The organism is Leuconostoc citreum (assembly GCF_004354555.1).
In the GTDB taxonomy this organism is placed as follows: domain Bacteria; phylum Bacillota; class Bacilli; order Lactobacillales; family Lactobacillaceae; genus Leuconostoc; species Leuconostoc citreum.
Genome location: NZ_PUFH01000004.1, coordinates 303628 through 326944, shown reverse-complemented (window position 1 = coordinate 326944; position 23317 = coordinate 303628). Strand labels below are relative to the sequence as shown.

General features: G+C 38.3%; 23 protein-coding genes and 1 tRNA gene. 10 read left to right on the top strand and 14 right to left on the bottom strand.

Annotation, left to right across the window (positions count from 1 at the left end; genetic code table 11):
* The 9 genes from murB to C5L21_RS03400 all read right to left on the bottom strand — a co-directional run bounded on the left by murB (position 1) and on the right by C5L21_RS03400 (position 11400).
* The gene (gene murB / locus C5L21_RS03440; protein WP_004903562.1) at positions 1–879 is read right to left on the bottom strand and encodes a UDP-N-acetylmuramate dehydrogenase; all 879 of its coding nucleotides are present in this window, start codon (positions 877–879) and stop codon (positions 1–3) included.
* A 114-nt stretch (positions 880–993) separates the two neighbouring features.
* Positions 994–1407 carry a nucleoside-diphosphate kinase gene (ndk, locus tag C5L21_RS03435; RefSeq protein ID WP_133286027.1) on the bottom strand — a complete coding sequence of 138 codons (414 nt, stop codon included), beginning with the start codon at positions 1405–1407 and terminating at the stop codon, positions 994–996.
* A 68-nt stretch (positions 1408–1475) separates the two neighbouring features.
* A complete protein-coding gene (locus tag C5L21_RS03430; RefSeq protein WP_004904741.1) occupies positions 1476–1979 on the bottom strand; it encodes a YehS family protein in 504 nt (167 codons plus the stop codon).
* Positions 1980–2019: 40 nt separating this feature from the next.
* Positions 2020–4017 (bottom strand): DNA mismatch repair endonuclease MutL, encoded by a 1998-nt coding sequence (gene mutL, locus C5L21_RS03425; protein WP_133286026.1) that lies wholly within the window; start codon positions 4015–4017, stop codon positions 2020–2022.
* Between the two features lie 28 nt (positions 4018–4045).
* A complete protein-coding gene (gene mutS, locus C5L21_RS03420; RefSeq protein WP_085699965.1) occupies positions 4046–6643 on the bottom strand; it encodes a DNA mismatch repair protein MutS in 2598 nt (865 codons plus the stop codon).
* Positions 6644–6684: 41 nt separating this feature from the next.
* On the bottom strand, positions 6685–8715 hold the full coding sequence (gene recG / locus C5L21_RS03415; RefSeq protein WP_085699963.1) for an ATP-dependent DNA helicase RecG: 2031 nt from the start codon (positions 8713–8715) through the stop codon (positions 6685–6687).
* 91 nt (positions 8716–8806) lie between these two features.
* Positions 8807–10213 (bottom strand): NAD-dependent succinate-semialdehyde dehydrogenase, encoded by a 1407-nt coding sequence (locus tag C5L21_RS03410; RefSeq protein ID WP_004904745.1) that lies wholly within the window; start codon positions 10211–10213, stop codon positions 8807–8809.
* Positions 10214–10442: 229 nt separating this feature from the next.
* Entirely contained in the window at positions 10443–11072 is a 630-nt protein-coding gene (locus tag C5L21_RS03405; protein WP_004903580.1) for a pyridoxamine 5'-phosphate oxidase family protein, read from the bottom strand.
* A gap of 109 nt (positions 11073–11181) precedes the next feature.
* The gene (locus C5L21_RS03400; RefSeq protein WP_004903582.1) at positions 11182–11400 is read right to left on the bottom strand and encodes a CsbD family protein; all 219 of its coding nucleotides are present in this window, start codon (positions 11398–11400) and stop codon (positions 11182–11184) included.
* Between the two features lie 201 nt (positions 11401–11601).
* On the opposite strand from C5L21_RS03400, the gene C5L21_RS03395 reads away from it, so the two are divergent.
* Positions 11602–12276 (top strand): DUF4767 domain-containing protein, encoded by a 675-nt coding sequence (locus C5L21_RS03395; protein ID WP_004904747.1) that lies wholly within the window; start codon positions 11602–11604, stop codon positions 12274–12276.
* Between the two features lie 157 nt (positions 12277–12433).
* Positions 12434–12694, top strand: coding sequence for a SemiSWEET family transporter (locus tag C5L21_RS03390; RefSeq protein WP_004903587.1), 261 nt, complete (start codon positions 12434–12436; stop codon positions 12692–12694).
* A gap of 228 nt (positions 12695–12922) precedes the next feature.
* On the opposite strand, the gene C5L21_RS09420 is transcribed toward C5L21_RS03390, so the two are convergent.
* Positions 12923–13099, bottom strand: a complete 177-nt coding sequence (locus C5L21_RS09420; RefSeq protein WP_004903589.1) for a hypothetical protein — start codon at positions 13097–13099, stop codon at positions 12923–12925.
* 627 nt (positions 13100–13726) lie between these two features.
* On the opposite strand from C5L21_RS09420, the gene C5L21_RS03385 reads away from it, so the two are divergent.
* The 3 genes from C5L21_RS03385 (at position 13727) to C5L21_RS03370 (ending at position 15744) form a co-directional block, all read left to right on the top strand.
* The gene (locus C5L21_RS03385; RefSeq protein ID WP_004909042.1) at positions 13727–14095 is read left to right on the top strand and encodes a helix-turn-helix domain-containing protein; all 369 of its coding nucleotides are present in this window, start codon (positions 13727–13729) and stop codon (positions 14093–14095) included.
* A 395-nt stretch (positions 14096–14490) separates the two neighbouring features.
* On the top strand, positions 14491–14850 hold the full coding sequence (locus tag C5L21_RS03375) for a ribonuclease G (protein ID WP_133286025.1): 360 nt from the start codon (positions 14491–14493) through the stop codon (positions 14848–14850).
* Positions 14851–15333: 483 nt separating this feature from the next.
* Positions 15334–15744, top strand: a complete 411-nt coding sequence (locus C5L21_RS03370; protein WP_133286024.1) for a TIR domain-containing protein — start codon at positions 15334–15336, stop codon at positions 15742–15744.
* Between the two features lie 691 nt (positions 15745–16435).
* Here C5L21_RS03370 and C5L21_RS03360 read toward each other — a convergent pair.
* Together C5L21_RS03360 and C5L21_RS03355 are read right to left on the bottom strand one after the other, a co-directional pair.
* A tRNA-Glu gene (locus C5L21_RS03360) sits at positions 16436–16507 on the bottom strand.
* A gap of 139 nt (positions 16508–16646) precedes the next feature.
* Complete coding sequence (locus tag C5L21_RS03355) at positions 16647–16856, bottom strand: P8 family protein (protein WP_133286023.1); 210 nt, start codon at positions 16854–16856, stop codon at positions 16647–16649.
* Positions 16857–17016: 160 nt separating this feature from the next.
* Here C5L21_RS03355 and C5L21_RS03350 point away from each other — a divergent pair, with 160 nt between their 5' ends.
* From C5L21_RS03350 to C5L21_RS03330, 5 genes are read left to right on the top strand one after another with little or no spacing between them, the layout of a single operon-like run.
* Positions 17017–17247, top strand: coding sequence for a helix-turn-helix transcriptional regulator (locus C5L21_RS03350; protein ID WP_004909057.1), 231 nt, complete (start codon positions 17017–17019; stop codon positions 17245–17247).
* Complete coding sequence (locus tag C5L21_RS03345; RefSeq protein ID WP_004909060.1) at positions 17219–17695, top strand: hypothetical protein; 477 nt, start codon at positions 17219–17221, stop codon at positions 17693–17695. Before C5L21_RS03350 ends, C5L21_RS03345 begins: the two co-directional genes overlap by 29 nt.
* Before the next feature lie 10 nt (positions 17696–17705).
* Positions 17706–18599 carry an ABC transporter ATP-binding protein gene (locus C5L21_RS03340; protein ID WP_004909062.1) on the top strand — a complete coding sequence of 298 codons (894 nt, stop codon included), beginning with the start codon at positions 17706–17708 and terminating at the stop codon, positions 18597–18599.
* Positions 18592–19821 (top strand): ABC transporter permease, encoded by a 1230-nt coding sequence (locus C5L21_RS03335; RefSeq protein ID WP_004909065.1) that lies wholly within the window; start codon positions 18592–18594, stop codon positions 19819–19821. Before C5L21_RS03340 ends, C5L21_RS03335 begins: the two co-directional genes overlap by 8 nt.
* Positions 19822–19837: 16 nt before the next feature.
* Positions 19838–20308 carry a hypothetical protein gene (locus tag C5L21_RS03330; protein WP_004909068.1) on the top strand — a complete coding sequence of 157 codons (471 nt, stop codon included), beginning with the start codon at positions 19838–19840 and terminating at the stop codon, positions 20306–20308.
* A 40-nt stretch (positions 20309–20348) separates the two neighbouring features.
* Here C5L21_RS03330 and C5L21_RS03325 read toward each other — a convergent pair whose 3' ends face one another.
* Together C5L21_RS03325 and C5L21_RS03320 are read right to left on the bottom strand one after the other, a co-directional pair.
* Positions 20349–22055, bottom strand: coding sequence for an ABC transporter permease/substrate binding protein (locus C5L21_RS03325; RefSeq protein WP_012305384.1), 1707 nt, complete (start codon positions 22053–22055; stop codon positions 20349–20351).
* Positions 22048–23241 (bottom strand): quaternary amine ABC transporter ATP-binding protein, encoded by a 1194-nt coding sequence (locus tag C5L21_RS03320; RefSeq protein ID WP_004909136.1) that lies wholly within the window; start codon positions 23239–23241, stop codon positions 22048–22050. Before C5L21_RS03320 ends, C5L21_RS03325 begins: the two co-directional genes overlap by 8 nt.
* Positions 23242–23317 lie beyond the last annotated feature (76 nt).

The window sequence follows — 23317 nt, the reverse complement described above, 5'->3', positions numbered from 1 at the left end:
TTACCTTTCTCCCATGATACGTACTTCAGTTTCGAGCATGACACCATACTTTTCCTGAACAGTGTCTTGAACAAAATGAATCAAATCTTCATAATCATTGCCAGTCCCTTGCGCGACATTCACCATAAATCCAGCATGCTTTTTGGAGACTTCAACGCCACCAACACGCTGACCCTGCAAACCAGAATCCATGATTAATTTGCCTGCGAAGTATCCTTCCGGTCGCTTAAAGACCGAGCCATTGGACGGGTAATTCAATGGTTGCTTATCGGCACGTCGATAATTGTTGTCATCCATTCGCTCTTTAATTGCGCGTTGATCATCTGATGTCAAGCAGAAAGTAGCACTAATAATAATCCCTTGATTCTCTTGGAAAATAGATTGACGATAACCAAAGTCAAGCGCCTCTGCCAAAAAAGTCTGAATTGTGCCATTAGGCATGATAGCTGTAGCTGAACTAACAACCATATCCGCTTGTCCGCCGTAAGCGCCTGCATTCATAAAAACGGCACCACCAACGGATCCTGGAATACCAGCACCCCACTCTAAGCCCGTCAAACCATGTTCCATGGCTACCTCAGCAACTAGTATGAGGTCTGCGCCTGCTTCTGCAGTAATCGTATCGTCAGTGACTTGAATAGTATGCAGCTCATGTAATAAGATAACCACGCCTCGCAGCCCACCATTACGCACAACGAGATTAGATAGGCGACCAAAAATGTACACTTGATGTTGGGCTTTTTTTGCCCAGTCCAGTACTTCTTTTAATTCTGTTAACGTCTTAGGAATTGCTAAATAGTCTACTACGCCACCAACCTGAGTATGTGCAAAAGGTGCAAGTGGTTGGTTCTCGAGTATTGTCATGTTATTTAATATCATTTTCTAATCTCCGAGTCTATATTCTTTATTTTACCAAACTTTTACCATCAGCACTGAGAATGCAACAAAAAAGCTTGAAATTAGACCCATTTTCGTCTATTTCAAGCTACATATTTAAGCAAACCAAAGGTTAATTTCGCGTTGCGCCGAAGCGACACTATCCGAACCATGTACTAAATTCATCATCGCTTCCGCTCGCCATTCACGCCCAAAGTCGCCACGAATGGTTCCAGGGTTTGCCAAGGTTGGATTTGTTTCGCCCATCATATGACGCCATCCGGCAACAACTTGTTCCCCTTCAGCAATGATTGCGACAACTGGACCAGATGTCATGTAGTCCACAAGCGCAGGGTAAAAAGGTTTATTGACATGTTCAGCATAATGTTGGGCTAACAGCTCAGCCGTTGGGGTCAACATTTTCATAGCAACGATACGGTAACCTTTGTTTTCAATACGCATAATAATGTCACCTATTTTACCGCGTAATACACCGTCAGGTTTTACCATAATGAAAGTCTGTTCTGTCATTTTATTCTCCTTAACAAGCTTCACTACCATTATTCTACACAATTGTGAATATTTATACAATAAATAGCTTATGATTTGCCGTTATCAGGACGGTAGGTCATGGCCATCCCCTTTAATATATTTCGCAAATAGCGGTCACCAGCTGGCTTATAATTACGATGATCTGGCCGTCTTAAGACAGCACTTAGTTCTGAGTTAGATACTTCAATGCCTGCTTTCGCCATAAAGGCCATATAATCATCACTTGTATAAGACATAGCAATTTTCAATTTTTTCATCACTACATTATTAATGTCTTCTTCTTTAGCCATGTCAAAAGTCGGCGCAATGGGTTGCAAATCAGCCCCAATTTTTTGGCCTCGCTGTGAAATAATTAAACCATTCATAAATCCTTCTAGTTGCTGCATAGTGAGCTTATCATCACGCTTACTATCAGGCTCTTGTTTAGTTAATATATCATTAACTTTTGCTTCGTCTAATGTCATACCTCCTAAAGCAAAAACTTTTATCAAATCGCTTTTTTTGATATTCAGCGCATAACGTAAGCGGATAACAATATCATTATTATTCATAGTTCTCTCCTAAATGCCAATCTCAAACTGACAGTATTATTTAAAACGGATGATTATCGTAACTTTCCCATTTCTCGTGTGACTCTTGAATACGTTTAAACATTTTTTCCATTTCTGTCAATGTAAATTGTGTTAACACAGGCCGTCCATGCGGGCAATTATATGGATTTTCTGCCATACTCAAGTGTGCTAGTAGTTGTCGTGCAGCTGTGTCAGACAGATGCATATTTGCTCGAATTGCGCGTTTACAACTCATCATGATAGCAGCTTTTTCTCGAAATTGCGCAACCGTTAGCTGGCCGTCGCGTAATAACCAGTCTGTCATCTCACGAACAGTTTCTTCCTCTTGGCCCTTTTCAAACCAAGTTGGATGTTCACGAATAATCATCGTCGTTGCACCAAAAGGTTCCAGGCGCAAACCAAGTGCCATCAGTTCCGGCTGATGGTCAGCAATAGCTAGCATCTCGGAAACTGAATAATCAATTGTAATCGGTACTAGTAAACGTTGCTGATCATTGGTGACCTGACCAATTTGCTCGCGATAAAACTCGTAATTGACACGTTCTTGCGCTGCATGTTGATCGATTAAAAAGAAACTATCCTCGCTCTGGGCAAACAAAAACGTACCATGCATTTGGCCAATATAATCTAAGGCGGGGAAACCTGTTGGCTTTTGTTCTGACAACGGCAAAGTTTCTTGACTATGACTACCAGTTTCTGAATATTGAGATTGATACGTTACTGTTGGTTCAGCCACCTGTTGCTCGACTACGTTATCAGTTTCGAAAACAGGTTGTGGTAGCTCATTCGTATACTTTTGTGTAAATGTCAGAACACGGTCAGATGACAGTTCTTCACGCTTCGTGATTTCAACCGGTGTCACCAAACTTGGTGAGCGTCTAATCGGTTGTGAAGACATTTTTTCAGCATTGTGACCGTCCATACTATCTTCTGCTGCAATCCATGGTGCCTTTGGTGTGAAAGTGTTTTGTGTATTCTGTTGTTTATTTTGTTGCCCATAAAGTGTTTCATACGCATCTGGAATAAGATTTTCCTCAGCTAACCGATTTTTAATGGTTGTGACTAACAATTCGGCTAATTCGATTTCTTTTGATAAACGAATTTCAGATTTCTGTGGGTGCACATTGACATCAATGAGTAATGGATTCGTATTAATGTTAATAACACCCATAGGAAAGCGGCCAACCATTAACTTTGAGCCATATCCACGAATGACAGCGTTTGAGACAGCAAAATTTTTAATATATCGACCATTAACTAATACCGTCAAATATTCACGTGAACCACGTGTTAATTCTGGTAGGGAAATAAATCCTGTTATGTTAAAATCGTCATTTTCACCGGCAATTGCTAGCATCTTTTGTGCGTTATCACGGCCATAAATGCCAGCAATTACCTGTTGCTGATTGCCATTGCCAGTCGTTCTTAGCAATGAGCGGCCATCAGCACTTACTGTAAAAGCAATGCCTGTGTATGATAATGCCAGGCGATTAATAATATCGACAATTTTTGATAACTCTGTTTGATGTTTTTTAAGATATTTTAAACGAGCAGGTGTGTTATAAAATAAATCACGCACGGTAATCACCGTCCCACGACGGCCATTAGCTGGCGTAGCACTAATTTCCTTTCCACCTTTAATATGGTAGTTTAAGCCAGTTGTTGTTTCAGTTGTTTTTGTGCGCAATTCAACGTCAGCAATTGCGGCAATGGAAGGTAGTGCTTCACCACGGAACCCTAAAGAGACGATATTAAAGAGATCATGCCTGTCTGTAATTTTGCTGGTTGCATGCCTCGTAAAAGCGAGTGGGACATCGACTGGGTCTATTCCAGCACCATTATCCACAACACGAATAAATGTTTCACCTGCATTTTCAACCACGATGTCAATTTGTGTGGCACCAGCATCAATTGCATTTTCTACTAATTCTTTTACCACACTAGCCGGTCGCTCAATGACTTCTCCGGCAGCAATCTGGTTAGCTAATAAATTTGATAGTTCATGTATTTTACCCATAACTATTTTGCGCCGCGACGCATCTCTCCTAACTTCTCATTTTTTTCAAACGGTTAAGTGCATTTATCGCATCCACTGGCGTCATGTTCAGAATATCATAATTGTCTAGCGCATCCAGAATTTTTTGTGTTTTGTCATCCGGTACAGTCATATCAAACAAAGCAACTTGCTCGGATAAATGAGCATCTGGTTGTATCACAGCTGATGCCACTTGATCATTTGTTTGCGTCACAATCATCTTGCCAGCCTCTAAATCGTGCAAAATGCTTGTTGCATTATCAATCAGCTCTTTTGGTAGACCTGCTAATGCTGCGACGTGAATACCGTAAGATTTGTCGGCAGGACCCGATTGTATCTGATGGAGAAAATGTAATTGTCCTTCATCATCTTCGACAGCACCAACATGAACATTTTCAATGCTTGTATGATTATCTGCTAAAACTGTTAGTTCGTGGTAATGCGTTGAAAATAATGTTTTAGCGTGAATATGTTTATCTAAAAACTCTATAATTGCTTGAGCCAAGGCCATACCATCATAAGTTGCTGTACCACGGCCTAATTCATCAAATAAAACAAGTGAATTTGCTGTTGCTTGCTGCAGCGCATCATTAGCTTCTGCCATTTCAACCATAAAGGTTGACTGACCCATGGCCATATCATCGTTAGCCCCAATACGCGTAAAAATCTGATCAAAAATTGGTAATTCGGCAACATCTGCTGGAACAAAGCTCCCCATTTGAGCTAAAATCACAATTAAGGCCAATTCACGCATGTAAGTTGATTTTCCAGCCATATTTGGACCAGTAATTAATTGCATATTAATTGATTCATCGAGTATAACATCGTTGGCAACGAAATCACCTGCGTCTAATATCGACTCTACAACGGGGTGACGCCCCTGCATAATATTGATGACATGTTGATTTGTAAATGTTGGTCTAACAAAGCGTTGATTATCAGCAACATCTGCTAATGACGATAACACATCTAATCGCGCAATATGTTGTGCAAGTGTTTGAATACGAGATATATCAGATTTGACATGCTCACGCACGGTGACAAACAATTCATACTCTCGCTCTGTGCGTTTCGCTTGAGCTTCAATAATCAGGCTTTCATGCTGTTTAAGGGCTGGTGTCACAAAACGTTCAGCATTAGTTAACGTTTGTAAACGTTGGTAGCGGTCAGTGGCTAAACGACCAATATTTGCTTTGGTCACTTCAATATAATAACCAAAGTTCTTATTGTAACCTACTTTTAAAGAGTTAATACCAGTTTGTGCACGTTCATCTACTTCTAATTGTGCTAACCATTGCTGGTTATCTTTTAAAACTTGTCGATAGCCATCAATCCGTTCATCAAAACCGTCATTTATGATATTGCCTTCACGCACACTAACGGGTGGCTCATCAACAATAGCCACATCAATTAAATCAGCCAAATCTGTCATGTCATCTAATTGCTGCCCGGCATTGGAAAGTGTCGTGTCAGCTTGTAATAAAACAGATTTAATCCCAGGAATCGCCCGTAATGACCGCTTGAGTTGTACAAGTTCACGTGCATTCATAGTGCCCATTGCGGCACGCGCTGCCAAACGTTCCAAATCGTAAACCGATTTTAAGTGGTCTTGCAATGCCCCACGTGTTAAAAAATCATTTTGAAACGACTGTACTAGGTCTAAACGTGCTTCAATATTGCTACTTTCACGTAGTGGTTTCAACAACCATTGTTTAAGTAAACGCCCGCCCATTGCCGTATTTGTACGATCAATGAGCCCAAGCAGCGAACCTGCTTTTTTCTTGGTACGCATATTTTCAACTAAATCCAGATTACTGCGTGTATCTTGATTAAATTTTAAAAATTTAAGCCGTTCATAACTTGTGGCTGGTACAATATGATCCAGACTGCGCCGCTGGGTATCAAAAATATAATTCAGCAAGATTGTCGTTGCTTCAATTTCTGAAGTTACTTTAAGTGCTTGCGTCAAAAAGCTAACAGTTGCACTAGGTTCCGCTGTGCCTTGCGTTGAAATGACAATCCCACGTTCACCTAACTGACTCGCAATTTGTTGTTCGGTTGTTGCAACATCATTTTTAGATAAAACAACTTCTTTAACCTCTAATGAACTTAACTCATCCATGACATCTTCAAATCGGCCTGTTGTGGTAGCACGTAACTCACCCGTTGACAAATCCACATAGGCAATAGACCAAACATTTTTTGCTGGTAATACTGCGGCTAAGTAATTGTTTTGTTTATCTCCGCCAGCACCGTCCGCCATCTTTGTGCCCGGTGTGACAAGTTGAACCACATCGCGCTTGACCATCCCCTTAGCAACTGCTGGATCCTCCATTTGTTCAACAATAGCTACCTTATAACCCTGGTCTACTAAAATATCGATATAGTTTTGGGCCGCATGATGTGGTATTCCCGCCATTGGTACTGGATTTTCAGAATTTTTATTCCGTGCCGTTAAAGTGAGCTCAAGTATTTTAGCACCCTGAATAGCATCTTCTTCAAATAATTCATAAAAATCGCCTAACCGATAAAAAACAAAAGCATCTGGATATTGTGCCTTGATCTCATGATATTGCACCATCATTGGGGTATCAGCTATTTTACCCATAAAAAAGTTATCTCCTCAATTCATTTCAATTGTTTGTATGTTTAATCAAAGTGTCGATACTGCGCCATTGTCCGAGATAAATAATTAACCAACGCTTGATTTGCTGGCGCTTGATCCCATGTTTTATCACTCACGATAGCGATGGCTTCTTGTTGGGCAATCTCTAACATTCGCAAGTCTTTTACTGGGTCTCCAACATTAAATTCTGGCACACCCGATTGTTTCGTGCCTAAAATATCGCCAGCACCTCGCAAGTCCAAATCCCGTTGCGCTAAAACAAACCCATCGGTTGTTTCAACCATAGCATCCAAACGTGCAGTCCCATAATCAGTTTTAGGATCAGCTACGAGAATTGTGTATGACTGTCGCTTACCACGCCCGACACGCCCTCTCAACTGATGCAACTGCGCCAAGCCAAAACGATCCGCATCCAAAATTAGCATCACACTAGCATTAGGTACATCAACACCTACCTCAATGACTGTCGTTGCCACCAGAATTTGAATGCGATTAGCTTTGAAATCTTCCATTAACTGCTTTTTTTCATCATTCGATAAACGACCATGCAATAAACCAATCTGATATTGAGGTAATTCAAGTTGCATCGCTTCATACATAGCAGTAGCGTTTTGTACATCCAGCGATTCGGATTCCTCGATTAACGGTGTGACAATATAAGCTTGGGCACCCAGGTCAATTTGCTGTTTAACAAAGTCCAGTGCTGTATCTAACTGATTGTGACGCAATCGTTTTGTTTGTATGGTCTTTCGCCCACTGGGCAATTGATCAATGACTGAAATATCCATTTCCCCATAAGCTGTAATAGACAATGTCCGTGGAATAGGCGTAGCCGTCATGGCTAAAATATCAGGATTAACCCCATTTTCACGTAATTTTGCGCGTTGATTAACCCCAAACCGGTGTTGCTCATCAATAACAGCTAAACCGAGATGATGAAAAGCAACATCTGGTTGTAGTAACGCATGTGTCCCAACCAAAATGTCAATTGCACCGTTTTCAAGATCTTCTAATAAATGACGCCGAGCTGCTACTTTTAGCCCACTAGTTAGTAGTTCAACACGTACGTTAACACCAGCATTATCAAATAATTGGGCTAAATTCATCGCATGTTGCTGCGCTAAAATTTCTGTTGGTGCCATAATTGCCGCCTGACAACCAGCCGTCACCGCTGCGTACATGGCCATAGCAGCTACAACTGTTTTCCCTGAACCCACATCTCCCTGTAAGAGTCTGTTCATGTGTCGCGGTCTTTTTTGATCTTGAAGTATTTCCTGAATAACTTTTTGCTGTGCAGCTGTCAACTCGAATGGCAAAGCCTGTTCAAAATTAACTAGCGCCGTCTCATCATAATCAATACCTTCTCCGGCAAAGTTTTGGTCTGCTAATTTTAGTAACTGTAGTCGCATTTGAAAAATGAAAAACTCTTCAAATGCGGCACTGCGACGACCTGCTTTCGCTGCAGCCATGTCGACTGGAAAATGCATATTTTCAATCTGGGTATTGCGATCCAATAAACGATACTTTTGTCGGATAGTTTCCGGCACAAGTGTCGGTATTGTTCCCCTGACTTCAGACCAAGCGATTTCAATTAAATGTCGAATTGTTTTAGCAGCAATTTGCTTGGTTGCTGGGTAGATAGGATCTAGCCCATCGACCGAAGCATTAATCATTTTTATGCCTGTCATAGCAGCTTTTGCAGCGTTATATGTGCCGTAAACTGCAATTTCCTCACCAACAATGATGTTTTGCGTAATCCAAGGCTGATTAAAAAAAGTGACACGAATATTTTCATGGGCAATTAACAATCCAAAACGTGTCTGTGTTTTTTTGCCAAAACGTGTCATTACAGCTGGTGTACTAACAATCCCTTTAAATGTCACTTTGTCCCCATCTAACGTTTCAGAAGGCACCCGCTCACCTAAATCTTCATAGCGAAAAGGAAAATAAGTGACTAAATCTTCAATTGTAAAAATACCAATTTCATGTAATGCCTCGAGCCTTTTTGGCCCAACACCAGGCAATACATTCACATTATCATCACGTGTCATCATGCTATTATTGTAACATTTTAACTCAAAAAACGGCGACCAAGATAAGGTCACCGCTTAGGCTTTTAATAATAACACTGCTTTTAGATAGCGATTAGACAAAACCGCCAAAGGCATCATCTAGATCAATTGGTTCGTGTTTTGTCACAATTGTTTCCTTGTTGACAAAGGTGTCAATGCCTAAGTCACCGAGCTCACGACCATAGCCGGAATTTTTTACACCACCAAATGGTAATTCAGGTAATGTGCCACCAAAACTATTCACGAAGACAACACCTGTCTCAATTTGTGAAGCAACTTCGGCAGCATGTTCTGCTGAGCCACCAAAGACAACGCCGCTCAAACCGTAGTGTGAATCATTTGCTAGCGCAATAGCTTCCGCTTCATCGCGAACTTTATACACCTGTCCTACAGGACCAAAGAACTCTTGGTAAAATGCTGGATTTTCTTTTGTAATATCAGTTAAAATAACTGGTTCAAACAAAGCTGCTGGCTGATTTTGTTCAACGTCACCAAATGCTAACGTTGCGCCAGCTTCAACAGCTGCTTTGACTTGCTTAGTCAGGTTTGTTTTTGCTTTCACCGTGCTAAGTGGTGCCAATGTTGTTTCCGGTAGCATCGGATCACCTAACTTAGCCTCTGAAAAGGCTGTCTTTAGCATATCTACAATAGCATCATAATTCTTTTCTGTTACAATGAAACGCTTAGAAGATGTGCAGACTTGGCCCGCATTGTATAGCCGTGCACCGCTAATAATTTTTTTAATTTCTGATAAATCTGCATCATCCAATACAATGAACGGATCGCTACCACCGAGTTCAAGCGAACTCTGCTTCATATTCTTTCCTGCTTCAGAAGCAACTAGCTGGCCGGCTCTTTCAGAACCTGTGAGTGCCACGCCTTGAACACGTTCATCGGCAATAATCTGACTGACTTGATCATAGTCTATAAATAAGTTGGTAAAGGCGCCTTCTGGCAAGTTGGCTTCCTGAACGAGTTTTTCAAAAGCATCCGCAGCCATTGGCGTATTACTAGCGTGCTTGAGAACCATAGGATTGCCTGCCATATAATTCGGTGCAAACACACGCATAATTTGATAGTATGGGAAATTCCAAGGTTCGACCATTAGTAGTACACCAGTTGGTCTTGAAATTGTTTGTGCCGGCCCAATGGCTGATGCGATTTCTTTTGGCTTAAGGAATTCAGCTGCATTTTTTGCATAGTATCGCGCAATAGCGACACTAATCGCCACTTCTCCTTGTGCTTCAGAAAAGCGCTTACCCATTTCAAGTGTCAAAATTTTAGCAAGCTCATCGGCTTTTTCTGCCATGACATCTGCAACCTTATTAAGGGCTGCTGCACGACTTTCAACCGGATCATTACGCCATTTTTTGTATAAGGCATGGCCTTTGGCAAGTGCATTTTCGACATAGGCATCATCATGATTGTCGAATGTCTTAATAACTTCAGCTGTAAACGGATTAACTGTTTGGTAACTCATGTTTTTCGACCTTTCTTTCAATACAGATTGCATAACTACTTAACAACAATTTCATTATAGTCCTTCTAATATCAAAATAAAAGTTTTTTCACTAACTTTTATAACACTAATTCACAAATTATATTAGCCAGATAAGTCATATAAATAAAAGCAAACGATTAACAAAATAAAAAGCTATTCACAAGTTGTTTTTATTTTTTATCACAAAGTAATTTCTACATCAACCTAGTCAATTTTCAAAAGTCATCACGCGTGGCTGGTCTCTAAAGGACTCAATGATTAAAGTATGCACACGCAATTTAATAATCACTTGATGACTAAAATCATCTGATAATTCTTTAATTTCTGGGTGTTTATCTAACGTATGTTGTAACTCTCTGTCGTCAATAATTGTAGCAGTGACTTGATTCGAACTGATACGCTGCCCTGTCTTCGCTTGATACCATGTCGTAAACGCGGCCCGTCCTGTCGCTCTTATTTGTGCTACACGTTGTGTGTCACCAGCTGTAACAAGGTAAAAAACATTTGATTCACTCCGTGATTGCTTGAAAGTAATCACACTGGTTGTTAGCGCCTTACTTTCAGATACGGTTGATAGCACCATCACATTTTCCAACGTCTCTAATGTCTTTTGTAGCATGTCTTTTGACTGGTTCGACGTCGAATTATTAAATTTTTTGCGTTGCTTTAATATGGTCAAAATGGTCAGTGGAATTGTGAGAATAATATACCCCACTATCGTCAAGGTTAATGCTTGATAAACATATCCCTGTATGTTTAATTGTTGCAAAATAAACGTGGCAATAAACATTGTCACAAGAAAAATAACGAATAGTTGCACAAATCGTTTCGTATACATCTTAATCTCCTTTAGTTTCTATGCTAACATTTTGTTGGATTAAGATGAAATGAAAAAGCGCGTTGCCAATTTTGACAACGCGCTTTTTCATTACTTTTTTAGCTACTGCTTACTTATCAATTTCTTTTTTGCTGTCTTCTTTGTAATCTTTAACAGCTTCTTTGACGCCATCTTTCACATCAGCGACAGCATCTTTTGCTTTACCTACAACGCCTTGGGCTTTACCTTCGGCTTCACGTACTTTATCACCAGTTAGCTTACCTTCTAACTCCTTAGCCTTACCAACGATCTTGTCTTTAGCGCTATCAAATTTTTCTTCAATTGACATGATGATGTTCTCCTTTATGAAAGATTGCTTGATATACATTTAGTTTAACATGCTATCATGATTGAGACAGTATATTTGCTCACTTTGTTTGTTCACACTGATGCAGTCAGAAGACACGACTATATTTTATTAAAATGTAACGTTTTAGTAACATTCATGATATAATTTAAATATAATTCGTTGTTATGGGAGAGCGTTAACATGTCATTTAAAAAGAAAATCATTATCGCTGTAAGTACCATTATAGTCATCATTATTGCTATGAGTTCATTACTCATTTACGGCAACAATAATAAGCCACATGCAACACAGAATGCCGTAACAAAATCGCATAGAGCATCACCTGAAAAAAAAGCTGATTCTATTATATTGCCATCTACCGCCAGTTCTTCAACATCTGTCGTCACTGGCCCTAATACAGCAGATAGTAAAGATGAAAATCATAGTCACGTCAATGCAGGTTGGCGTTTAGAGAAGCAAAAAGAACTATCAACTTTCATGCAAAGCTGGCAATCACAAATGAACCAAAAATTTGATGGTACCTATGATAATAAAACGCCAGATCTATATGGCGTCAAATTTCCAGAGGCACTAACAAGCGGTAAATATAATAATCATATTAAGTTTGATAACATGAACGTGACACCAACTTGGTCACCAGACGGTTCAGGTGATGCGCCTATAAAAGTTGTCGCAGCAGCTGCTGGAAACGTTGGCGCGCAAGGTACATTTAATCGTGCACTTTATTTATTTGTTATTCAAAATAATCAACCCAAAGTCTATGTTTCTCGGACAACTAATGGTGATGATTTAATCTTTACAGAAACACAAAATGATGCCATCAAGAATGGTTTCGAACAAGTAGTCAACAATTAGTTTATATTGTAACAAATTAAAAAAGCGATATTTACAATTTCATCCCTGTAAATATCGCTTTTTTCAGTGTTTAATTATTTTTTAATCATTTATTTGTTACATGTTTCACTTGATTTTATATAAAAGTTGTTGTATCATTCGACTCATGGAGGCTATTATGAAAAAGAAACGATTTATCCGATATCTGAGTTGGGTGGCCACCGCTATGGCCATCATGATGTATGTATCATACATTCCTCAGATAATGGATAACTTATCAGGATCCAAGGGTAACCCCATTCAACCTTTAGTTGCAGCCATTAACTGCTTATTATGGGTTGTCTATGCTTTATATAAGGATCAGCGAGATATTCCAGTTGCACTCGCTAACTTTCCTGGTATTATTTTTGGGCTCATTGCTTTTTTAACCGCCTTATAATTACGATTTCATTTATCATAAAACCTAATTATAACCCGTCTTACTATTGCATTAAAACGCAGACATAATATTACGCTTACGAAATTAATCAATTTAGCGCGCCATGTTTTCAATAGCGCGCTAAATTGATTAATTTTTGCTTATGACACTAAAAGATTGGTCATTAATACTTATCGAACCCCCTCCTATCACTCAACACCGTCTCTCAAACACGAAGCTTAAAGCCTATCATTCTTGTTCCCCTTGCGCAAGGTTTTGTAACCAATCGTAAAAACGAACATCATTAACAGGTCGAAACGTTTTTTTGTTTAAATCAATGGCAAACATTGGTCTATCAAATAATGAGTTAATGTAGTTGGCTTGCGTCAGTGTAATATGTAATTCTATCTTCTTATTATCTTCCATATTGAAATGTGTTTAGCAAAAGCCACGTATCAGGCATTGTAGCAAAGCTCATCCGTTAGTTTAGTCGCTCAGGGATGTGCTTTTTTGCCTTCTTATGCTCTGCCGTCCTTTCTATTGCGTTACTTTAAATCATTCACGTTCAATGGCATTAATACCATAAATCATAATTTCGTCATGTTTATAACCTGTGATAAGTCACTACTTTTTCCAATTATTAACATTCTTAGACTCACATCAAAATGCTCTCTCACAGTTAGCACCATTCACCAGTGAGTGTGCTAATCTTTCTTCAACATTCCCCAAAAGCACTTTTTGTGTCCTTAATTATTGATGTCTCGTTAAATAAGGCGTTTGATACTGTCATGGTACTCTCCTATTTCTTTGGATTCTAATGGTTCACGCTTACGCTTAAATACCCTTACTTACCTTTAAATGGTATTGTTTGTTTGGTATGATATGTGTATATTCACTGTACAAGCAAACACTATATGTTTTTTAAACTAACATTCAATAATAAAACTATAACTTTTGTTAGTTCACTGCACAATACGTTTTAAAGTTTCTTAATTAATTTTTGTTTTTAATTAAGTTCTTTATAAATACTTAACATTTAATCGAGGTGCTAATATGTCTGTAACTTCAGAACGCATGAAACAACAGCGCAAAATAAAAAAACTAACTCAGACTTCACTAGCTGAATTAGTTAACTCTTCACGTTCAAGCATTGCACAAATTGAAACTGACAAATATACTCCTTCTTATGCAATGTTATCACTCATTGCTAACGCTTTGGATACCACGGTAGACTATTTACAAGGCAAAACTGACAACGCGTTTAAAACAGTTCACAGCGGTTCTGCTATTCGAGAGGGCAAAAAACATGTGGATTTAGATGATGATGAACTAGTTATGTCTTTTGAGGGAAAAGAATTATCTGAGGACTATAAAAAATCTATCCTTGCATTTGTGAAGATGTTACGTGAGGATCGAAAATAGAAGTCAATGAATTGGACTATTTATATTGAATTAATTGATTCTAATTCTATAAAAGCAATGACTAGCTAGGGCAATATACGTGCAGAATCACGTTAAAAGCATTATTGGGGAATGTATATTCATGAAAAAAACTACACTCTATTTGATTATCACATTTTTACTTGCCTTACTAACACTGTATACAGTCTATCAACATGGACTTGACTTTAGTTTTTCTCTAACTATATCTAAAAATGAGATCTCACTCAACTGGTCAATGGCGTTTGTATTTACTTTGTTAACTATTTTTAGTGGCGCAAAATATCTAACATATAAATTGACTAGCTAAGCACTCACAGAGTGCGTACATACGTGCATTGAACCACGTTAAAAGCATTAAGGGGAATCATTTCATTATGGATGAAAATGGCACTATCGTACCAGCAGAAGTTAAAGGCTGGAATTGGGGAGCATTTATGTACAACATCTTCTGGGGTATTGGAAACAAAACTTACTTACCTTTGTTGTGCTTAATTCCTGGATTTAATTTTATTTGGATGTTCGTATGCGGTTTTAAAGGGAACGAATGGGCTTGGCAAAAAGGCGACTATAAAGATGTAGAAACTTTTAAGGTGGTACAAGCCACATGGAACAGAGCTGGTATTGTTCAATTTATCATTGGCATTGCTTTTATAGCCCTATATTTCCTATTTATTGGAGCTATAATTACGTCTATCTTAAACGGTAACTTTGAGTATCAACACAATTCTTATTAAAAAAAGCACTCACGGAGTGCGTACATACTTGCCAAGCTTTAAATAAAAAATACGGACGAGAAATAAATAAGTTATCGTGTTTTTTTATTTATGATAACAGTATATTAGGAGTGTCTCATATAATATTTGTTGTATTTTTCTACTCGTTAGGAAAGTAAAAATTTGCAATGCTAAATTTAACCTTCTTTGATATAACGAAATCACGCGCTGTTAAAAGCTTTGTAACAACCTATATAGCGATTGATAGCAACAGTTAAAAACGCCTATAAATATATGTATATATATTTGTTGGTATTACCATACTCGAAAATACTTCGGTTGCACACTAACATTTACTAACAATTTTTTGACCTTGAATGGCTGCTTTGCTTGCGTAACTGTAAAATTGAGTATCGATAATTCATTATCATGTTTATTAAGATAATTTAAATGCCGTATCGATGTCTCTGTTCAATTTATATAATACTGTTCAAGGAGTATGGTATGTCTCAAAATAAGAAAACAAAATTTTATATTGCTGGTTCCTTTAGATATGCAGAATTAATTAATAATTTATCTGTTATGCTAGAACACTCATCATTTTTACGCACCTACAACTGGACGTTAAATAAGAGATCGGACTCCATTGAAACGTTGCATAAGATTGCTAACGAAGAGTTACAAGGTGTTGAACGAGCTGACTTTCTCGTGTTCATCTTTCCTAGTGGTAAAGGATCTAACATTGAATTTGGTATTGCCACTGCTCTAAAGAAAAGAATATATATTTTAGATGTTAATAATGAAATAGAGAATTTTGACCTAACATCAACGTTCTATTTTTTGGATAACGTCAAATCATTTAAAGGTAGCTTAGAAGATTTTGAAAAATTTATTGTTGGCTGTGAAACAAAGTAATTTATCCACATATACAAAATAAAACCACGCGCTAGTTTTAATCTAGGGCATGACTTTTTTATTAACTCTTTTTGTCAGTGGCTAACAGCAAATACAGAACAGCTAGTGTAGTAATTAAAGAAACCAGGTATGTAATATCAACACTTTTCTTCACCACAATCCATAAGATAAACACAGAAAAATATAGCAGGTAATCCCACCAAGCTAGGTTCACATTACGATACTTATAACTTTTATAAATTAACAATGCACCAACTACAATTAACAGACAAATAACGAACCAATAAATAATATTCAATAACATAATACTTCCCCACTCATAACTTTATACTTAGTACAGTATACATTAAAATTTCAATGCTACTAAACACTCTAAGAGCCGATTTAGGCGCTGCTATTTACACATTCATGGTCTAAATAGCAATACACTACCTTAGTTCTAAAGTACTTAATTTGCCTGTTAGTTCGCTTTAAAAGACAATAAAATTAAACACCCCGCCCCTTTTAATAAGTCGGCCCTGTACTTATCATAGTTGACCCTTAAAATTTTTTCGGATTCTATAGCTATTACACTGCTGCCTTGCCTATTTAAAATGTTTCCCATTTTGTATGAAATACAGTGCAACGTTTTTCATAACAAAAAACGATACATCAAGTTTTTTCAAACTAGATGCACCGCTCTGCAATATAATAGCGCTAGAGGGAGTCGAACCCTCGATTTCGGCCTGAGAAGCCGACGTCTTAACCACTTGACCATAGCGCCATAACAAGATATAAGTATACAGAAAAAAGTACCGCTCGTCAACCAGTAAAATAAAACAACAATTAAAAAAGCGTCAAAAATAAACGGCCAACATTTGACAAACAATGTTAACCGTTTATTTAGCAAAAGCTATTTTGGCTTAGTGCAAAACTTTTTCTGCTTCTACCTTAATTTCATCCCCGCTCATTGTTTTAAATGCATTCATATGATTCAATGTTGATAAGGTATCCTTATTACTTGTATTCATATAATGGTTCCATAGAGCGTCACGTAATGGGGTTTTGTCCTCACTCCAATCAAACACCTCGTTCATCGGAAGATCTAACATTTGATATTTTTCATCTGCCATTTTATGGGCCCCTTTCTTACACCTCAGTTATAGTTCTTTTTATTGAAAATTGCAATCATCAACAATTATAAAATTATTACTTTACTTTTATTGTCAAGCTTGCTATACTAAATTTTGTAAAGCGAACTATACTTTATGATGTTAAAATCGAGGTATACCTATGAAAACGCGAATTCAAGAACTCCGAAAAGCGCGTCAAATGACACAGGCTGATTTAGCTGAAGCATTAGCAGTCACTAGACAAACGATTATCTCTTTGGAAAAGGGAAAATATAATGCCTCATTATTTTTAGCTTATGACATTGCACATTTTTTTGGCTTATCAATTGAAGAAGTGTTTATTTTTGAGAACGGAGAAACTGATGATAAAAAAAATACTCATCAAAGTTAACCCTGGTATGTCTGATCAGACCTATGAAAAAGTAACAACCTATCGAAGAAACGCCTTTACGGTATTATTTGTTGTCTTAGGTATTTTGACGATTATTAGTAACAGTCTGGTTAAACATTACTTCATTGGTATTGACCTAACCTTCCTGGCTACTTTGTCTAACTTTTTTTTTGCTATCGCGTTAGGTTTTAAATTGAGTATCTTATATGACTTGTCACATCCTGAACGTCTACATAAGCACAAGGTGATTGAATCGGATGAACGAACACAATTCATACGGCAACGTGCTGATGCCTTGAGTCTCAATTTTTTACTTCTACTCGCAATTACTGCGGCCCTATACGGCTATAGTAATAGCGACCAAGGTTGGTTTTTTCTCATCATACCGCTTATTCTACTACTTGCACTAAGAGCAAGCTTACGCTGGCTGCTCAATCAGTTACTATAAGGAGCACACTATGATTCAACTCACACATCTCAGCAAACGGTTTGGAGACAAAATTGCTGTCAATGATCTTAATATGATTTTAGAGCCAGGAAAAGTTATGGGATTAATTGGCCAAAATGGTGCCGGTAAGACCACGACATTTCGCATGATTCTGAATTTTATCGTGCCAACATCTGGCACAATTACATGGGACAACCGCCCCATTACACAAAAAGATAAGCAAAAAATTGGCTTTTTACCAGAAGAACGTGGTCTGTATCAAAAGTTAACGATTGAAGAACAAATTTTATACTTTGCGGAATTGCATGGTATGTCACGTGCCGATGCCAAATCTGAATTAACACATTGGCTAAAGCGCTTAGATGTTGTTGGTAAAGCATCAGACAAGGTACAATCTCTTTCCAAAGGTAATGCACAAAAGGTTCAAATGATTGCATCATTAATTTTTAAACCAGAATTTATTATTTTAGATGAACCTTTTTCTGGCCTTGATCCAGTCAATACAAGTATTATGATGTCTGAAATCATGCGTATGCGTGACCAAGGCGCAATGATTATCTTTTCTAGTCATGACATGAATAATGTGACTAAAATTTCTGATAATCTGACCATGCTTAAGCAAGGAAAAAGTATTTTACAAGGTGGCGTCCAAGAAATCAGGGAACAATTCGGTCGCACAAAAGTGTACATTGAAGGGCCTTTCTCACGAGAAGAATTAGCTCATTTGCCAGGTGTTATCAATGTCATACCACAAGGTGCTGGATTTGATCTCACCATTACAGAAGACCATGTCGGCCACGATATTTTTACTTATGTGACCAAAAATGGTTATATACCAGCCTTCTCTCAACAACCACCGACACTTGATGATATTTTCCGACAGGAGGTAGCACACAATGCTTAATGGACTTAACGTCGTTATCAAACAAACATATCGTAACCACTTTAAATCACGAGGATACTGGTTACTCGTGCTTTCACCAATCATCTTTACAGCTATCATTGGTGGTATTGTTTTTGGTGTTACTAAGATGCAAGGAAACACCACCCCAACAGTGGCCATTATCGGCAATCAAAATGTGCGACAAATTTTTGTGAAGAGCGATAAAACACTGGATATGAAAATTTCATCTATCACTGATGCAAAACAAGCAAACACTGCACTTGATAAACAGTCACTTGATGGTGTTGTGACTATCACATCTAATGATAATGCAACTTTAACAACTCAACCAAAGAGTAACCACATTAACAAAGAAGCGATTGCCAGTATCCTAGGCAACCTATCACGGACACAAAAGGCGTCAAGTTTTGGCTTAACAGCGGAACAGACACAAGCGCTCAGTCAACCTTTTAACCTTAAATCAGTGGTTAAGCAGGCCAATAATAAGTCAACCAATGGCGATAATTCAAATACTGCCAACTATGGTATTGCCGTGGCCATTGGTATCATCACTTGGGTCGTTGTTATGTGGTACACATCAATGATTGCGACCGAGATTGCTAATGAAAAGTCATCGCGAATCATGGAAACCTTACTAGCAGCCACTTCTTCAAATATTCAATACTTCGGCAAAATGATTGGTATTTTTGCCCTTGCCGTTACGCATATGCTAATTTATGTGGTAGCCGGGACGATTGGATACTTTAGCTTTAAGGATAACGCCATAGTTAAGAGCTTTTCCCAGACTTTTTCTAGCATGACCTTAGGCTTCTCTATATACGCTATCCTGTTCATTTTAGTTGCTATTGCTTTATATCTTGTCTTAACAGCTTTGATAGCTTCGCTAATCAATGATAATTCTCAAGTCCAACAAGCAATACAACCAATCACTTTCTTAGCAATGATTGGGTATATTTTTAGTTTCATTATGACTAATATGCCAAATAACTTTGCAATTAAAATCCTTAGCTATGTTCCTTTTGTTTCACAAAGCATGATGCCAGTTAGATTAGTAACCAAAGTAGAAACTTGGCCTGGTGGCATTATCTCACTTATCATTGCATTCGTATCACTGATTTTGTTAGCTTGGTTTGGCAAAAAAATCTATGCAAAAAATGTCTTATCATATAGTGATGATAAAATCATGTCACAGTTGATTAAAAATATAACCCGTCATGATTAGAGGGTATTAATAGACAATGTTGAATGATAAACCTTATTTCCTAATAAATCCCAAGTGGTATACTTACGAAGAGCGTCTCACCGCCAATGGGCTTCCTTTTCAAAGATTCGAATTGACTAATCAAGCAAGCCCTGAAGCAATTGCCAGTTTCAAAGAAACAATGCTACAGCTTAGTCGAGAAACGACGATTGATCCTGAACATCTCAATCGTTTCCAGCAAGCACTTGGATTTGCAGCCAAAAAACATTATTTATCAGAAGAACACGGGTTATCTTCTGATGACATCAAAGCTGAACTACGTTTCATCAGTGCGGCTATTCGCTCTTATCAGTTACTTGATGATTCACTTTCAGCGCCTAATACGCTCATATTTAGAAAGCGCATTGCCACATTATATCGCCAATTTTTGAAGCAACACCCGCAAAGTGTGGTTGATGAAAATTTGAATCATTGGATTATTCAGCAAGACCAACAATTGAATCAATAATAAAAAAGCAATGCTGTAATTAAACAGCATTGCTTTTTTATTATTGATACCAACTATCAGCTAATTTTTGGTGTGATTTTAACCAGTTATTTGCTGCTTCTTTTGGTGATTTACCATTTTGTATAGCTAACATGACGCTTTCCATATCGTCTTTTGACCAATGGAACTTATCAAGTACTTTTTCAAGCTTAGGATTCTCTTTCTTTAATCCCTTTCTTGTAAAGGTATTAATACTTTCGCCTTTACCCATCGTGCCTTTAGGGTCTGCTAAATATTTCAAGTTGTATTTACTAAACATCCAATGTGGTGACCAACCTGTTACCACAATGTCTTTTTTAGCTTTATAAGCTTTATCTAAAGCAATTGCCATAGCCCCTGATGATGAACCTTGGAGTTGCCAACCATTCAAGTTGGCGTAGCTAGACAGCGTTTTTTTCGCTGAGACCATTTCACCAGCACCAGGTTCGATACCGGTAATTGTTTTGTCAGCTTGATTTGTTAAATCTTCAATAGAGTTAACATTCATATAATCAGGTACAACTAAACCGGTTTTAGCACCTTTTAAATTTGAACCTAATACATTCACATCATTCTTAAATTTGTCATATAAAGTCTTATGAGTTATAGGTAGCCATGCACTTAGTGAAGCATCAACTTGCCCATTAGCAACAGACTGCCATAACACTGCATTATCTAACGGGGTCATCGTCACATTATAACCATGTTGTTTTAAAGATTCGGCTAAGACATTCGTGGAAGCAACTTCTGAATCCCATTCAACATAACCAAGATTAACGCGTTGCCCTGTTTCTTTTTTAGTGGTGACAGCATTGACAACCCCACCACCAATCATAACAACTAGTGTTGCTAAGATAGTCCAACGTTTCCAAGGCTTTGTTTCTGCTTTTTCGCCAGGCTTAGAGTTCAGTTTTTGTGTGAAGCGATCAATAATAATCGCTAAAATCACCAGACCCAAACCATTCACAAATCCAGAACCAATATTAGCATGTTGTACGGCAGATAAGACGCCACGACCCAGTCCAGGCGCACCAATCATAGAAGCAGTAACAACCATCGATAAGGCCAACATAATTGTTTGATTGGCACCAGCTAAGATAGTATTTCTAGCACTTGGTAGTTCGAGCTTAATTAATTTCTGCCAAGTCGTTGACCCAAATGAATCTGCTGCTTCAACCAATGAAACAGGTACTTGACGAATACCAAGGTCTGTCATACGAACCATTGGTGGCAAAGCAAATATTATCGATGCGAACACACCAGGCACCACACCGATACCAAAGAAAGCAACGGCAGGAATTAAGTAGACGAAACCGGGCATTGTCTGCATGAAATCAAGAATTGGCTTCACAACAGCGGCTGTTTTTGGTGACTTAGCCGTTATAATACCAAGTGGTATCCCTATGACTAGGGAGATAACAGAAGCCATGATAACTAATGTTAAGGTACTCATCAAGTCATCCCACAAATTCTGGTTAGCAATAATGGCTAACCCAACAAATGTGAATAACGGAAAACCATACTTTTTAGGTGTGGTTAAGATAGCGATTAACGTAATGCCGGCAATCATTAACGGCATTGGCACAGCAACTAAAGCGTTAGTCATCCCATCCATGACTGTTTGTCCAACATGTTGCATTAAGTTAAACAGTCCAGATAAGTGATTTGTTAGCCAATTGACGCCCTTGGTTACAATATCTTCAAGGGGTAGTTGAGGTATATTAAGCATTCTCATCATCTCCTTCTGTGTCGGCAAGTGCTTCTATGACCGCACCGCGAATAATGACACCTTTCACGCGATTATTACTGTCAATAACAGCTACCGGTGTCTGCGAATCATAAATAATCGGCATGATATCAGCAATTAACGTATCTAATGATACAGTCGGCATTTCTGCAATTACTTCTGTCAGTGACTTACGTTCGCGACGTGCAGAAACGGCAGAATCGGAAGACAAATAACCCAATAACTTACGGTTACGGTCAACTGCAACCAAACCAGACACTTCTTCATCAGACATTTTACGTAAGGCAACCGTTGGCCCATCAACCGCAATATTTGTCGTGAGTGCTGGAATCATAATACTTTCAGCTGTCAACACTTTGGTACGATCAACACCGCCAATAAACGTTTCAACATATTCATTAGCAGGATCCGTCAAAATTTCTTCACCGGTACCAACTTGTTGTAATTGCCCGTCTTTCATAATGGCAATATGATCACCAATGTGTAAGGCTTCATTCAAATCATGTGTAATGAAGATAATTGTCTTGCGGACATTAGCTTGCAAATCCAAGAGTTCTTCTTGCATTTCACCTCGAACAAGGGGGTCCAAAGCAGAAAACGCTTCATCCATCAAGAGTATATCCGGGTCATTTGTCAGTGCGCGTGCCAAACCAACACGTTGTTGCATACCACCTGATAACTGACTTGGGTATTGGTCTTTAAAGCTTAATAGCTTAGCATTATCCAATGCTTTTTCCGCTCTTTTGCGACGTTCTGCTTTATCAACACCTTGTACTTCTAGGCCATATTCAGTATTTTCTAGAAGCGTACGATGTGGGAACAGTCCAAAGTTCTGGAAGACCATGCTCATCTTTTTACGACGAATATCAAGCATTTGTTTCTTATTAAACTTAGTGATTTCTTGCCCATCAATAAATAATTGACCATCAGTTGGCTCAATCAAGCGATTCAGTAAGCGAATCAACGTTGATTTTCCCGATCCTGACAGCCCCATAATGACGAATATTTCGCCTTCTTCAATACTCATGTTGATATCATAGACACCAACTGTACTCCCTGTTTTTTCGACAATTTCGTTCTTACTTTTGTTCTGTTTTACCATTTTCAGCGCCGCTTTTGGACGCTTCCCAAAAATTTTTGTGAGATGCTTAATCTCTACTTTCGCCATGAAATCCTCCACTTTGTTCAAATAGCATGATGACAATGCTATTTTTTCATTGACTCAGTTTATGATTTAACTTATA